Annotated in this window: 13 protein-coding genes; 7 read left to right on the forward strand and 6 right to left on the reverse strand. The window is 68.8% G+C overall.

Translation table 11 applies throughout. The annotated features are described in order from the left end of the window. Positions 1-98: 98 nt before the first annotated feature. The gene (locus tag AC3ANK_RS15645) at positions 99-587 is read left to right on the forward strand and encodes a DUF4019 domain-containing protein (protein WP_206861735.1); all 489 of its coding nucleotides are present in this window, start codon (positions 99-101) and stop codon (positions 585-587) included. Between the two features lie 24 nt (positions 588-611). On the opposite strand, the gene AC3ANK_RS15650 is transcribed toward AC3ANK_RS15645, so the two are convergent. Further along, positions 612-1,064, reverse strand: coding sequence for a group III truncated hemoglobin (locus AC3ANK_RS15650; protein WP_206861736.1), 453 nt, complete (start codon positions 1,062-1,064; stop codon positions 612-614). A 127-nt stretch (positions 1,065-1,191) separates the two neighbouring features. Next, positions 1,192-2,193 (reverse strand): type I glyceraldehyde-3-phosphate dehydrogenase, encoded by a 1,002-nt coding sequence (gap, locus tag AC3ANK_RS15655; protein ID WP_206861737.1) that lies wholly within the window; start codon positions 2,191-2,193, stop codon positions 1,192-1,194. A gap of 201 nt (positions 2,194-2,394) precedes the next feature. On the opposite strand from gap, the gene AC3ANK_RS15660 reads away from it, so the two are divergent. The 6 genes from AC3ANK_RS15660 to AC3ANK_RS15685 all read left to right on the forward strand — a co-directional run bounded on the left by AC3ANK_RS15660 (position 2,395) and on the right by AC3ANK_RS15685 (position 7,712). Continuing rightward, a complete protein-coding gene (locus AC3ANK_RS15660) occupies positions 2,395-3,018 on the forward strand; it encodes an OmpW/AlkL family protein (protein WP_206861738.1) in 624 nt (207 codons plus the stop codon). 92 nt (positions 3,019-3,110) lie between these two features. Then, a complete protein-coding gene (locus AC3ANK_RS15665) occupies positions 3,111-3,911 on the forward strand; it encodes a S1/P1 nuclease (RefSeq protein WP_206861739.1) in 801 nt (266 codons plus the stop codon). Between the two features lie 112 nt (positions 3,912-4,023). Beyond that, the gene (locus tag AC3ANK_RS15670) at positions 4,024-4,890 is read left to right on the forward strand and encodes an MBL fold metallo-hydrolase (RefSeq protein ID WP_206861740.1); all 867 of its coding nucleotides are present in this window, start codon (positions 4,024-4,026) and stop codon (positions 4,888-4,890) included. A gap of 12 nt (positions 4,891-4,902) precedes the next feature. After that, entirely contained in the window at positions 4,903-5,328 is a 426-nt protein-coding gene (locus tag AC3ANK_RS15675; protein WP_206861741.1) for a YeeE/YedE family protein, read from the forward strand. Next, complete coding sequence (locus tag AC3ANK_RS15680) at positions 5,325-5,741, forward strand: DUF6691 family protein (protein WP_206861742.1); 417 nt, start codon at positions 5,325-5,327, stop codon at positions 5,739-5,741. The genes AC3ANK_RS15675 and AC3ANK_RS15680 overlap by 4 nt, the downstream gene beginning before the upstream one ends. Before the next feature lie 27 nt (positions 5,742-5,768). Next, positions 5,769-7,712, forward strand: coding sequence for an acetyl-CoA hydrolase/transferase C-terminal domain-containing protein (locus tag AC3ANK_RS15685; RefSeq protein WP_206861743.1), 1,944 nt, complete (start codon positions 5,769-5,771; stop codon positions 7,710-7,712). A gap of 73 nt (positions 7,713-7,785) precedes the next feature. Here the strand turns inward: AC3ANK_RS15685 and tkt are convergent, their stop codons facing one another. From tkt to AC3ANK_RS15705, 4 genes are all read right to left on the reverse strand, one after another. Continuing rightward, positions 7,786-9,771 (reverse strand): transketolase, encoded by a 1,986-nt coding sequence (tkt, locus tag AC3ANK_RS15690; RefSeq protein WP_206861750.1) that lies wholly within the window; start codon positions 9,769-9,771, stop codon positions 7,786-7,788. 272 nt (positions 9,772-10,043) lie between these two features. Next, positions 10,044-11,315 (reverse strand): dicarboxylate/amino acid:cation symporter, encoded by a 1,272-nt coding sequence (locus AC3ANK_RS15695; RefSeq protein ID WP_206861751.1) that lies wholly within the window; start codon positions 11,313-11,315, stop codon positions 10,044-10,046. Between the two features lie 220 nt (positions 11,316-11,535). Further along, entirely contained in the window at positions 11,536-12,897 is a 1,362-nt protein-coding gene (locus AC3ANK_RS15700) for a dicarboxylate/amino acid:cation symporter (protein WP_242525254.1), read from the reverse strand. Positions 12,898-13,061: 164 nt separating this feature from the next. Further along, positions 13,062-14,735: a BatD family protein gene (locus AC3ANK_RS15705; protein ID WP_206861752.1), complete on the reverse strand. Its 1,674-nt coding sequence runs from the start codon at positions 14,733-14,735 to the stop codon at positions 13,062-13,064. Between the last annotated feature and the right edge of the window lie 3 nt (positions 14,736-14,738).

A 14,738-nucleotide genomic window follows, 5' to 3' on the forward strand; every position in this document is an offset into this window, starting at 1 on the left:
CGACCGACGGCGATGCAACCGCGTCGCCTGTCGCGGCGCCTTTACATCGCAAGGTCCAGACTCCAGTTCCGCGCGCCACCGACGTTGGAGTCACGGCCATGAACGCACGCACCCCGCTCGCCATCGCGTTGTTGTCCTGCGCCGCGATGACCGTTTCCGCACAGACACGCCCGGCGCAGCCGCAGGCCGCGCCCGCGCAGCAGGCTCCGGCCGCATCCCGCGCCGTGGCGCCGCAGGTCGATCCCAACAGCGTCGTGCAGGCGGCGCTCGCGATCGCACAGGTGATCGATCGCGGCCAGGCCGCCGACGTCTGGAAGGGCGCCTCGCCCGTCGCACGCGGCACGACCACCGAGAAGCAGTTCGTCGACGGCATCGCCGCCAAGCGCAACGCGCTGGGCGCGCCGGTGTCGCGCGAATGGATGTCGGTGTCGAGGAACGTCGTTCCCGCCGGCGACAACGTGCCGGCCGGGATGTACGTCAGCGCGCGCTTCCAGACACGCTTCGCCAACCGTGTTGCCGAGGAGCTGGTCTCGCTCCACTACGACGACGACAACACCTGGCGGCTGGCGGGTTATACGGTCAATTGACTGGGCACGGAACGTGGCGCTGCATCAGCGCTCCGGCGCGATCGGCAATCCCAGCGGCAACGCCCCCTTGCGCTCCATCAGCCCGAGTCCGTAACGCAGGCTGTAGCCGATCTTCTCCGCATATGCGCACACGGTGTCCACGTGCGGGGCGGGCAGCACTTCGCGCGCGGTCTCGCGCCACAGCGACAGCCAGCGGTCGAAATGTTCGACGCGGATCGGGTGCGGCCGGTGCGCGGCCATCGGGTTGCCGCGATAACGCTTCGTACCGAGCGCGACCGACGACCAGAACGCGGTGAGCATTCGCTTGTGCTCGGGCCAGTCGTCGATGGCGGCGTTGAAGACCGGGCCGAGCTCGGCGTCGGCGCGGACCTTCTCGTAGAAGCGGTCGACCAGTTCGGCCAGGTGCTGTTCGGTCAGGGTTTCGGCGGCGGCCGGATCCGGGAGGTCGCCTGGCGGCGTGTCGCGCGTGTCGTTCATGGCGGTGTAGTGCGGCCGGAACGCCGGGAAAACAAGGGCTTCCGGCCCGATCGATGGATGCTGGCCGGAGCCCGGAAAGGCAGAGGCCGGCTTGCGCCGGCCCCTGTCGGTTCGCGTGCGTCGCGGCTTACTCCGCGACGACCTTGACCATTTCCAGGCACTTGTTCGAATAGCCCCACTCGTTGTCGTACCAGCTGACGAGCTTGATGAACGTGCCGTCGAGCGCGATGCCGGCTTCGGCGTCGAAGATCGAGGTGCGCGCATCGCCGCGGAAATCGGTGGCGACGACCTTGTCCTCGGTGTAGCCCAGGATGCCCTTCAGCGCGCCTTCCGACTGCGCCTTCATCTCCGCGCAGATCTCGGCATAGGTGGCGGACTTTTCCAGCTCGACGGTGAGATCGACCACCGACACGTCCGAGGTCGGCACGCGGAACGACATGCCGGTGAGCTTCTTGTTCAGTTCCGGGATCACCACGCCCACGGCCTTCGCCGCGCCGGTGCTCGACGGAATGATGTTCTCCAGGATGCCGCGACCGCCGCGCCAGTCCTTGTTCGACGGACCATCGACGGTCTTCTGCGTCGCGGTGGCGGCGTGCACGGTGGTCATCAGGCCGCGCTTGATGCCCCACTTGTCGTTGAGCACCTTCGCCAGCGGCGCGAGGCAGTTGGTCGTGCACGAAGCGTTGGAGATGATCGCCTCGCCCTTGTAGGTCGTGTGGTTCACGCCGTAGACGAACATCGGCGTGTCGTCCTTCGACGGCGCCGACTGGATGACCTTCTTCGCGCCCGCGTCGAGGTGCTTCTGGCAGGTTTCCTTGGTCAGGAACAGGCCGGTGGATTCGATGACGACTTCGGCGCCGACCTCGTCCCACTTCAGCGCCGCCGGGTCCTTCTCCTGCGTCAGGCGGATCTTCTTGCCGTTGACGATCAGCGTGTTGCCCTCGACCGACACATCGCCCTTGAAGCGGCCGTGCACCGAGTCGTAACGCAGCATGTAGGCCAGGTACTCCGGCTCCAGCAGGTCGTTGATGGCGACGATCTCGATCTCGCCAGCGAAGTTCTGCACGGCCGAGCGCAGCACGTTGCGCCCGATGCGGCCAAAGCCGTTGATGCCAACCTTGATGGTCATGAGTTGCAAGCTCCTGCGGCCGCGTCGCGCGCGGCGGGTGGACGGGACGAGCCCGGACAAGGGGAAAACCGCGAATGCCCATTCTACCGCGACCGCCCCGGCCACAGGCTCCACCAAGGCGGCAGGAACTGAATTGATCATGATCAAGCGCGCGTTTGAACCGCCGAGGAGACTGGAAGCGTTCCCAAACGAGGCACTTCCATGCAAAAACCCCTCATCGCCTGCGCTCTTGCCGTCGCCCTGGGCGGCGCCGCCCTGCCCGCCCTCGCCCAGTCCAAGGGCGACTGGACCCTCGGCGTCGGCGTCCATGCGGTCGACCCCAAGTCCGGCAACGGCCGCCTGGTCGACGGCAGCCTGCCGACCCACGTCGACTCCGACGTGAAGCCGACCCTCACCTTCGAGTACTTCGTCCGCGACAACCTGGGCGTGGAAGTCATCGCCGCGTGGCCGTTCGAACACGACATCTCGATCGACGGCCTGGGCACGGTCGGCAGCACCAAGCAGCTGCCGCCGACCGTGTCGCTGCAGTACCACTTCAACAGCCGCGGCAAGGTCTCGCCGTTCCTCGGCGCCGGCATGAACTACACCGCCTTCTTCAGCGAGGACACGCGCGGCGCGCTGGCGGGTTCCAAGCTCAAGCTGGACGACTCCTGGGGCCTCGCCGCGCACGCCGGCATCGATTTTGCGCTGAACGAGCGCAGTGCGATCCGCGTGGATGCGCGCTGGATCGACATCGACACCGACGTGACGCTGGACGGCGCCGGGGTCGGCACCGTGGACATCGACCCGATCGTTTACGGCGCGGCGTACGTGATGAAGTTCTGAGCCGACTTCCGGTGCACGCCGCGGTGTTTTCCGACCCGCGAATGCGCTCGGACGCAATCCTGCGAACAGGCCGTGCCGGCTAGAATGCCGGCATGGCCCGCGTTCTCATCACCCTCGTTCTCGCCTTCCTCCTCGTGCCGCAACCGGCGCACGCGTGGGGCCGCCTTGGTCATCGCCTCGTTGCCGCGCTGGCGTGGGACGAGCTCACGCCGCAGGTTCGCGCTCGCATTACGGAACTGCTCGAAGGCGAAGCCGACCCGACCCTGCCCGGCATCGCCAGCTGGGCGGACGAGCTGCGCGAACACGATCCGGACCTGGGCAAGCGCAGCAGCCGCTGGCACTACGTCAACATCGCCGAGGACGACTGCCATTACGACGCGGCGAAGCACTGCAAGGGCGGCGACTGCGTGGTCGAGGCGATCCGCGCGCAGACCGCGATCCTCGCCGACGCGTCGCGCAGCCGCGCCGAACGCCTGCAGGCGCTGAAGTTCGTCGTGCACTTCGTCGGCGACGTGCACCAGCCGCTGCACGCGGGCTTCGGGCACGACAAGGGCGGCAACGATTTCCAGGTCCAGTTCGACGGTCGTGGCACCAACCTGCACTCGCTGTGGGACAGCGGCATGCTCAACGCCGCCGACCTCGAGGAAGCCGCCTGGCTGCAGCGCCTTCGCGCGATGCCGCTGGCCGTCGAACGGTCGGGCCCGGCGTTGCCGCCGCCATCGGCGCTGTGGGCGGAAGCCTCGTGCCGCATCGTGCTGCAGCCGGGCTTCTATCCGCCCAGGGCGAAGATCGGCGACGCCTACGTGCAGACCTGGCGCCCGCTGGCCGAGGAACAGCTGCGGCGCGGCGGCGCCGAACTGGCCGCCACGCTGAACGCCGCGTTGTCGCGCTGAGTTCCGGTCGAAGCCGGAAACCACTGCGGTTTAACGCGCCGCGATCACGCCGCTCGCGCCGATCCGCTAGATTGGGCCCGTGCGGGCTCCCCGCCCCGCGTGGAGGACCGCGATGAAGCCCGACGTCGATCCCTTCTTCCACGCCGACAGCAACACGTGGACGTACCTCGTCCGCGATCCGGCCGGCAGCGCGGCGGCGATCATCGACCCCGTCCTCGATTTCGACGCGAAGGCGGCACGCACGTCGACGACGTCGGCGCGGAAGGTCGCCGATGCCGCGCGCGAACGCGGCCTCGACGTGCAGTGGATCCTGGAAACACATGCGCACGCCGATCACCTGAGCGCGGCGCAATGGCTCAAGTCCCAATGGCCGGACGCGGCGGTCGCCATCGGCGAAGGCATCCGCGATGTGCAGAAGTCCTTCGCGCCGGTGTTCAACCTGGAAGACGGATTCCGCACCGACGGCTCGCAGTTCGATCGCCTGTTCACCGACGGCGACACCTTCCGCATCGGAACGCTCGACGCGCGCGTCATCGCGGTGCCGGGCCACACCAGCGACAGCTGCGCCTACCTGATCGGCGATGCGCTGTTCACCGGCGACTCGTTGTTCATGCCCGACGGCGGCACGGCGCGCTGCGACTTCCCCGGTGGCGATGCGCGCACGCTGTTCCGTTCGATCCGCCGCCTGTTCGAAACGCTGCCCGACGACACGCGCGTGTTCGTCTGCCACGACTACGGTCCGGGCGGACGCGAGGTCGCGTGCGAGACCACGATCGGCGCACAGCGTCGCGACAACATCCACGTGCGCGACGGCGCGACCGAGGACGACTACGTCGCGCAGCGCACCGCGCGCGACGCGACGCTGCCGATGCCGGCGCTGATCCTGCCGGCGGTGCAGACCAACATCCGCGCCGGCGCGCTGCCGCCGCCTGAATCCAACGGCGTGCGCTACCTCCGGATCCCGCTCGACCGCATCTGATTCCACTCCGGCATGCCTACTTCCTTCACACCGGTTTCCGCGCTGCTCGGCGGCGCACTCATCGGCTTCGCCGCCGTCTGGCTGCTGGCAACGCTGGGCCGCATCGCCGGTATCAGCGGCATCGCTAACGCCGCGATCGATTCGCGCGAGGGACGCGGCTGGCGGCTGGCCTTTCTCGCCGGCATGGTGATCGCCGCCGGCGCGTGGTTCGCCTGGTCCGGCGCGGCCCCGCGCGTCGGCTTCTCCTGGACCTGGCTCGTCATCGGCGGCGCACTCGTGGGCTTCGGCACGCGGCTCGGCAACGGCTGCACCAGCGGTCACGGCATCTGCGGACTGGCACGCTTCTCGAAGCGCTCGCTGTGGGCGGTGATGGTGTTCATGGGCACGGCCATCGCGACGGTCTACGTGATGCGCCATGTGCTCGGGGCCGGGCCATGAGGCAGGTCGCGCACGCGCTCATCGCCGGAGCGATCTTCGGCCTCGGACTGGCCGTGTCCGCGATGACCGATCCGGACAAGGTGCTCAACTTCCTGGACGTCGGCGGACGCTGGGACCCTTCGCTCGCGCTGGTGATGGGCGCGGCGCTCGCCGTCGCCGTGCCGGGATTCGCGTGGCTGCGCCGGCGCGGCTGCACGCTGGACGGTTCGGCCCTTCCGCCGCAGCCGTCGGGCGGAGTGGATCGTCGCCTGCTGCTTGGCAGCGTGCTGTTCGGCATCGGCTGGGGACTGGCCGGCTACTGCCCGGGACCGGCGCTGGCGAACCTGGCGCACGGCAGCCTGGAGGCCGTGGTGTTCGTCGTCGCGATGCTCGCCGGTTCGCGCCTGGCGCGAACGCTCCTCCCCGCGCGCTGAGCCGTCGCCAGCGGTTAGCTTTGCGCCATGGAACCCCGACCCGCTCCCCTTTCCTTCGACTCGCTCGACGCCGCCGTCGAGTTCCTGCTCGCGCGCGTCCGCGGCCCGCTGCACGTCGGCGCGCCGCTCGGTCTAGGCAAACCGCACCGGCTGCTCAATGCCCTGTATGCACGCGTCGAGAACGACGCCTCGCGCCCGCTGCATCTGTACACCGCGCTCTCGCTCGATCCACCCGGCGGCGGTAAGGGGCTCGAAGCGCGCTTCGTGAAGCCGTTCGTCGAACGCCACTTCGGCGCGGATTTCCCGCGCCTGGCGTATGTGCAGGCGCTCAAGCGCAACGCACTGCCGGCGCACGTCGAGATCGAGGAGTTCTACCTGCAATCCGGCGCGATGCTGAACTCCGCGCCGGTGCAGCGCCGCTACGCGAGCCTGAACTACACGCACGTCGCCCGCGCGCTCGCCGACCGCGGACTCAACGCGATCGTGCAGAAAGTCGCGCGATCGCCCGACGGCACGCGCCTGTCGCTGTCGTGCAACACCGACCTCACCTTCGATGCGATCGACGCCCTCGCCGCGCGCGGCCTGCCGCGTCCGGTGCTGATCGCCGAGATCGATCCACGCCTGCCATGGCTCGGCGGCAGCGCGGCGGTCGCGCCTGAATTCTTCGATGCGATCGTGACTCCGCCAGGCCCGTATCCGAAGCTCTTCGGCCTGCCGCGCCAACCGGTGACCGACGCCGACTACGCGATCGGCTTCCACGCCAGCACGTTCGTGCGCGACGGCGGAACCCTGCAGATCGGCATCGGCGCGCTCGCCGATGCGCTGTGCCATGCGCTGGTGCTGCGTCACGTCGACAACGATGCGTATCGCGAGGTGTTGCGCGCGCTCGGCTCCGCGCACGCCGACGATGCCGCGCTCGCGCCGTTCGGGCGCGGCCTCTATGGTTGCAGCGAGATGATCAACGAAGGCTTCCGCCGGCTGGTGGAAGTGGGCGTGATCAAGCGGCGCGTGGTGGACGATCTCGCCGCGATGCAGCGCATCGAACGCGGCGGCCCGAGCGCGCACGACCTTGCCTTGCTCGAACGGGAGGGCGAGTTCCTGCACGGCGCGTTCTATCTTGGTTCGCCCGAGTTCTACGAGTGGCTGCGCGACCTGCCGCCGGACGCGCGCCGCGCGATCGGCATGCGTCGTGTCGGCGAAGTGAACGATCTGGTCGGCGACATCGAACTGGAACGCCTGCAGCGTCGCGATGCGCGTTTCTTCAACACCTGCATGATGGCGACCGCGCTGGGTGCGGCGGTATCCGACGCGCTTGAGGACGGTCGCGTCGTCTCGGGTGTCGGCGGCCAGTACAACTTCGTGGCGATGGCGCACGCGCTGCCGGATGCGCGCTCGGTGCTGATGCTGCGCGCCGCGCGCGAATCGGGTGGACGGGTCACGTCGAATGTCGTATGGAATTACGGGCACACGACGATCCCGCGCCACCTGCGCGACGTGTACATCAGCGAGTACGGGATCGCCGACATCCGCGGACGTTGCGACGAGGATTGCGTGATGGCGATGGCGGCCATCGCCGATGCGCGTTTCCAGCAGGGCCTGATCGATGTCGCCAAGCGCGAAGGCAAGCTGCGCGCGGACTTCGCGTTGCCGGCTTCCGCGGCGCGCAATACGCCAGAACGCCTCGCCGCGGCGCTGCGCCCGTTCCACAAGAGCGGCGCGCTGCCGGACTACCCGCTGGGGAGCGATTTCACGCCGGTCGAGCAGCGGCTGGTGAAGGCGTTGGCGTGGTTGAAGTCGAACACCGCGACGCGTGGCGCGAAGCTGCGCACGGTATGGCGCGCATTGGGCGCGAAGGCGCTTGATCGCGAAGCGCTGGAACGCATGGACCTTGCGTCGCCGCAGGGCTTTGGCGAGCGATTGGAAGCGCGGCTGGTGTCGTTGGCGCTGGTGGAGAGCGGGCGCGGGTCGTAGCGCGAAGCCCAAACGAAAGAAGCGGCCGAAGCCGCTTCTTTCGAATCACGAATCACGAATCACGAATCACGAATCAAAGCGAACGCGCCGCCTCGACCACCTTCTCCACCGTGAAGCCGAAGTACGGGAACAGCTGCTCCGCCGGGGCCGAGGCGCCGAACTCGTCGATGCCGATCACCGCGCCGTCCAGGCCCACGTACTTGCGCCAGAAATCGGTCACGCCCGCTTCGATCGCCACGCGCTTGCGGCAGGCCTTCGGCAGGACCGATTCGCGGTACGCCGGGTCCTGGCGGTCGAACACCGTCGTCGACGGCATCGACACCACGCGCACCTTGTCGCCCAGCTGCTTGGCCGCGTCCATCGCCAGGCCGACTTCCGAACCCGTCGCGATCAGGATCAGCTCCGGCGCACCGACCGAATCCTTCAGCACGTAACCGCCGCGCTCGATGTCGGCGACCTGCTGCGCGGTGCGCTGCTGATGGGCGAGGTTCTGGCGCGAGAAGATCAGGCAGCTCGGGCCGTCCGAACGCAGGATCGCCGCCTTCCAGCACGCCGCCGATTCCACCGCGTCGCACGGACGCCACACGTCGTTGTGCGGGATGTAGCGCAGCGACGCCATGTGTTCGATCGGCTGGTGCGTCGGGCCGTCCTCGCCCAGGCCGATGGAATCGTGCGTGTAGACGTGGATCGCGTGCGCGCCCATCAGCGCGCTCATGCGCACGGCGTTGCGCGCGTAATCGCTGAACACCAGGAAGGTCGCGTCGTACGGGATGAAGCACTCGTGCAGGCCCAGGCCGTTGCTGATCGCGGTCATGCCGAACTCGCGCACGCCGTAATAGACGTAGTTCGCGTTCGGATCGTCGGTGGCGACCGACTTGCTGCCCTTCCACAGGGTCAGGTTGGAGTGCGCGAGATCGGCCGAGCCGCCGATCAGTTCCGGCAGCAGCGGCGCGAAGGTTTCAATCGCCATCTGCGACGCCTTGCGCGAGGCGATGGTCAGGCCGTCGGCCTGCAGCTTGGCGATGTACGCATCGGCCGCTTCGATGAAGCCGTCCGGCAGCTGGCCGCGCGAACGACGCGTCAGTTCGGCCGCCAGTTCCGGGAACTGCTTCGCGTACTCGTCGAACAGCCTGTTCCAGGCCTTTTCTTCCGCGGCGTGGTCGCGCTTGCGCCAACCGTCGTAGATGTCCTGCGGGATCTCGAATTCGCCATGGTTCCAGTTGAGTGCCGCGCGCGTGGCGGCCACTTCGTCCTTGCCCAGCGCGGCGCCGTGCGAGGACTCCTTGCCCGCCTTGTTCGGCGAACCAAAGCCAATGGTGGTGCGGCAGCAGATCAGCGTCGGCTTGTCGGTGGACTTCAGCGCCTGCTCGATGGCGGCCTTGATCTTCTCCGCGTCGTGCCCGTCGACGCCGCGGATCACGTTCCAGCCGTAGGCTTCGAAACGCTTCGGCGTATCGTCGGTGAACCAGCCGTCGGTGTTGCCGTCGATGGAAATCTTGTTGTCGTCCCAGAAGGCGACCAGCTTGTGCAGACCCCAGGTGCCGGCGAGCGAGGCCGCTTCGTGCGAGATGCCTTCCATCAGACAGCCGTCGCCCATGAACACCCAGGTCCGGCTGTCGACGACGGAGAAGTCCGGCTTGTTGAAGCGCTGCGAGAGCAGCTTCTCGGCCAGCGCCATGCCGACCGAGTTGGCGAAGCCTTGGCCGAGCGGACCGGTGGTCGTCTCGATACCGGGCGTCATGAAGTTTTCCGGGTGGCCCGGGGTCTTCGAATGCAGCTGGCGGAAGTTCCTGATTTCCTCGATCGGCAGGTCGTAGCCCGACAGGTGCAGCAGCGCGTACTGCAGCATCGAACCGTGGCCGTTGGAGAGCACGAAGTGGTCGCGGTTGAACCAGTCCGGATTGGCCGGATTGTGGCGCAGGTAATCGTTCCAGAGCACCTCGGCGATGTCCGCCATGCCCATCGGCATGCCCGGGTGGCCGGAGTTGGCGGCCTGCACCGCGTCGATGGCGAGGAATCGGATGGCGTTGGCGAGGTCGCGGCGGCTGGGCGTCGTCATGGCGTCGGGCGGTCTTCGGCTGCGGGAGGAGGCCGCGCGGGGCTCCGGGCACGCTGCCCGGCCGGCGGACGCCCATTGTCACACCCTGAGGCGGGGATGTCGCCCCGCGTTCAAGCCCTTCTCCCTGCGGGAGAGGGGTGCTTCCAGCGCTACCGCACCGGCTTCCCCTGCCCAACCCCGCGGCCATAGGGATGGCCTGATGGCGTTCGTCACGACGCGCGCCAGTGGCGCGCTAGCGTCGCTCCTCGCCCCTGCAGGCAGGAGAGGGAGCCTCAGGACGTTGGGCCCGGCCCGTCCGGCTCGCCCTTCGACACCACGGTGGCCAGCATGAGGTCGCCGGTGACGTTGAGCGTCGTGCGGCACATGTCGAGGAAGCGGTCGACGCCGAGGATCAGGCCGATGCCCTCCGGCGGCACGCCGACCATGCCGCAGATCAGCGCCACCACCGGCAACGAGCCCGCCGGCACGCCCGCCGTGCCGATGCCGCCGAGGATGCACACGAACATCACCGTGAACTGCTGCGCCAGCGTGAGTTCCACGCCGAAGAACTGCGCGAGGAACAGCACCGTCACGCCCTCGAACAATGCCGTGCCGTTCTGGTTCGCGGTGGCGCCGACGGTCAGCACGAAGCGCGACACGCGGCTGGGCAGGCCGAGCTTCTCGTCGGCCACGCGCAGGGACGTGGGCAGCGTCGCGTTCGACGAGGCGGTGGAGAACGCCATCACCATCGCTTCCTGCACGCCCTTGAAGAAGCGCGCGGGCGGGTAGCCTGCGGCGAACTTCAGCACCAGCGAATACACCACGAACTGATGCAGCGCGAGCGCCAGCACCACGACGCCCACGTACGCGCCGAGACTGCGCAACAGTTCCCAGCCGAACAGCGCGGCCAGGTTGAACATGAAGCAGAACACCGCGTACGGCGCCAGCCGGATCACCAGGCCGATCAGCGTCATCGACACTTCGAACAGGCCTTCGATACCGCGCTGCAGGACTTCGGTCGCCTTCGTCCGCGTGAGCACCAGGCCGATGCCGAGCATCAGCGCGAAGAACATCACCGCGAGGATGGTGTTCTCGGCCGCGGCCTTCACCACGTTGTCGGGGACGATGGACACCAGCATGTCCAGGCCCCTGGGCTGGCCGCTGGCGCTACCGACGATGGCGCTCGCGCGCTCGGAACCTTCGGTGAGCAGCTGCTGCGCGCGCGCCGGATCGATGCCCGCGCCCGGCTGCAGCCAGTTCACCAGCACCAGGCCGAGGATCACCGCGATGCCGGACACCAGGATCGTGTACGCCAGCGTGCGCCAGCCGATGCGGCCGAGCGATCGCACGTCGCCCATTTCGGCCACGCCCATCACCAGCGCCGAGAACAGCAGCGGGATGACGAGCATGAAGATCAGCCGCAGGAACAGCGTGCCGGCGGGCTGCGTGACGTTGCTGGTGATCCACTGGACCCAGTCGGCGTTCGCGCCGACGGTGGAATGCACGATGAGGCCCAGCACCAGGCCGGCGGCGAAGCCGATCGCCATCTTCCAGTGCAGCGGCATTCCGGATTTGCCGGCGCCCGGTTTGTCAGTTTCGTGTCCGCGTTCGGGCGTCATCCCGGAACTCCACGCAGCGGCGGGAGTTCAGGATGATGCAGAAACGCGCGTGGAGGGCGTCTTCATCCGCCACTTCGCGCACCGGGACACATTCCGCACGCCTTGCGCGCGCATTTCGCACGCACGCGTGCGGCGCCGCCGGATTGTGCCGGCGGCGCTATGCGCGTCAGCCCGCGGCTTCGGGCGCCGCTTCGGATGCGATGCCGGCCGGCAGCACGACCTCGCCCTCGGCCACGTCGCCGCTGCGGTTCGCGACGACGACGGCGGTAGCGAGGTCACCAGTGACATTGAGCGAGGTGCGGCACATGTCGAGGAAGCGGTCGACGCCGAGAATGATGCCGACGCCTTCGGCCGGGATGCCGAGCACGGCGCAGATCATGGCGATCACCGGCAACGAACCGGCCGGGACGCCTGCGGTGCCGATGCCGCCGAGCAGGCACAGGCCCAGCACCATCACCTGGTGCATCAGCGTCAGTTCGACGCCGAACGCCTGCGCGAGGAACAGCACGGTGATGCCTTCGAACAGCGCGGTGCCGTGATGGTTCGCCGACGCGCCCACGGTCAGCACGAAGCGCGCGACCTTGCGCGGCAGCTTCAGGTTCTGCTCGGCCACGCGCAGCGTCACCGGCAGCGTGCCGGTCGACGAGGCGGTGGCGAACGCGGTCAGCAGCGCTTCCTGGCTGCCGCGGAAGAACGCGCGCGGACTCATGCCGCCGGCGAACTTCACCCACAGCGGCAGCACGATGAACATGTGCACGCCGATCGCCAGCACCACCGTCAGCGCGAACTTGCCCAGCACCAGCAGCAGTTCCCAGCCGAACTGCGCGCACAGCGCGAACATCAGGCACGCCACCGCGTACGGCGCGAGCTTGATGATCATGCCGATCAGGCGCATGCAGATCTCGAACAGGCCCTGCACCGCGTTCTTGAACGCCTGCGTGTGCGGGCTCGGCGCCATCACCAGGCCGATGCCGAGCATCAGCGCGAAGAACATCACGCCCAGCTTCTGCTTGTCGTCGACCGCGGCGGCGAGCACGTTCTTCGGCACGATGCCCAGCAGCATCTTCATGAAGTCCAGCTGCTGGCCGGTGGCGGCGATCTCGCCCGCCTTCTGCGCGCCCTGCGCCATGGCCTGGTCGAGCATGCCTCGATCGAGCCCGTGGCCGGGGCCGATCAGGTTCACCATCATCAGGCCGATGGCGACGGCGATCAGCGTGACCACGGCGGTGTAGATCAGCGTGCGCCAGCCGAGGCGGCCGAGGCTCGCGACGTCGCCCAGTTCGGCCACGCCCAGCACCAGCGCAGAAAACATCAGCGGCAGCACCAGCATGAAGAGCAGCGCGAGGAACAGCTGTCCGATCGGCTGCGCGACATAGCCCACCGCACCGAGCACGAACGGGGAGCCCGGTGCGATGAAGTGCGCGATCAGGCCCAGCACCGCACCCGCGACGAAGCCCAGCATCACCTTGATGTGGAGGGGCATTCCCTTCGCCGGCATCGTGGCGTCGGGCAGGCTTGCGTGGCTCATGCGGGGCTCTCTCCGGGCAAAATCAGCCGGCGAGAGTAGCAGAGGCGGGGATTCGGGAAAGCGGATGACGGCCCCTCTGCCCCGTCATCCCGGCGAAGGCCGGGATCCGGGCCCGCACCGCGCGGGCCCTCCCCTGTCGTCGAACCACGGCTCCGGGCCGCGTCCTACGGATACAACGGCGGCAACGGCGAAACCGTTCGCGCGGGTATGGAACGCCACGACGGCCCCTTCGCGAACGCCCGGCGCAGGCGCTCACGCGCGGTGATGGCGCTGCCACCGCCCCAGCGTGCGCGCTGGAGTTCGTCGACGGCGTCGCGCTGGTCGGCGTCGTCCAGGCGCGCGCGGACCTCGTCCAGGTCGCGTGCCGGCGGGTGCGCGAGCGCGCACAGCGCGTCGGCGACGTCGCCGAGATCGCCGCGGTCGATCAGCCGCTTCAGGTCCACATGGCCTGACGGCGGTGTCGATGGTGCGTCGCCCTGGGATTTTGTCGCGATCTTGGCGGCATCGCCGCGATGCAGGCCCCACACCAGCGTGAACAACCACAGCGCCGCGAACAGCAGCGCCGCGAGCACCCAGGCCTTGTTCGCGCCGCCGAGGTCGGCGAAGCGCGCGTCGCGCTCACCGGGCCCGGTCGCGGCCACATCGCCCGGCACCGACGTCGAAGGCGTCGCGGGCGCGGGGCTCGCGCCCGTTGTCGTGCCGGGCAGCACGGTCCACGACAGCGGCGGCAGGCTGGAGGTCTGCGCCACGCCGTCGCGCACGTCCCACCAGCGCAGTTGCAGGCCGGCCAGCTGCGCGCCTCCCTCGCGGGCCGGCACCAGCGAGAAGCGCCGCGTGAGCTTCACCCGCGGGCGACCATCGACGAAGCGCTCGTCGGCCTGCACCGGTTCGGCGAACACCTGCACGCCGTCGATCGGCGGCAGTTGCAGTTCGGGCATCTGCGCGGCGGTGGCGCCGTCGGCGACGGCTTCGACGGTCACCGTCGCGGCGCTGCCCACGCGCAGTTCCTGCGGCGTGGACTGGTAGCGCAGCGTCAGGTTCTGCAACGGCAGCCACGGCTGCGGCGCGTTCGCGGGTGCCGGCTGGACGTCGAGCTTGCGCGGCGCACCCTGCGCTTGCAGCGCACCGCCGCGCCCGCCGAGCAGATCGTCGAAGAAGCCGCCCGCACCGCGACCTTCGAAACGCGCCGGCGGCACCGTCAGCACGCCGCTGCGCTCGGGCACCAGCAGGAAGCGGCGTTCGACCACGTGGTAACGACGGCCGCCGATGTCGCGCTGGTATTGCGCATCGTCGCCGACGCGCTGCAGCGACGCGCCTTCCGGCGCTTCCTGGTCGAGCTGCCCGGAGATCAGCGGCGTGGCCGAATACAGCCGCACCACCCAGCCCACCGACTGCTGCACGTACGGATCGGGATCGTCCGCCTCGCTTTCGATGAAGACGTCCTCCGTGCGCGTCGGCGGCGGCGCGGCGGATGGCGCGACGGTCAGCGGGATCGGCTGCGTCTGCAGGCTGCCGACGCGTAGCGCCGGCACCGTGATCACGCCGTCGCGCTTCGGGCGCAGCGCGATCGCGTAGAGCGTGCGGATCGTGCTGCGTCCGCCGCTCATCACGAACTCGCGCCGGCTGGTGCGGCCGCTGACGAAGAAATCGGTGAGCAGCGGCGCGTAATCGGGCTCGGTCGAGGTCGTGGCCGCGGTGCTTTCGATGTTGAGCGTCACCGTCTCGCCCATCGCGATGCGGTCGCGATCCAGCCACGCGCGCACCTGCGCGGCAGCGGGAAGGCTCGCCAGCACGAGCAGCAACAGCAGCGACGCGCGGGCGAACAGGCGCGACGCCATGGG

It is taken from the genome of Lysobacter sp. SCRH-1R (assembly GCF_057747855.1).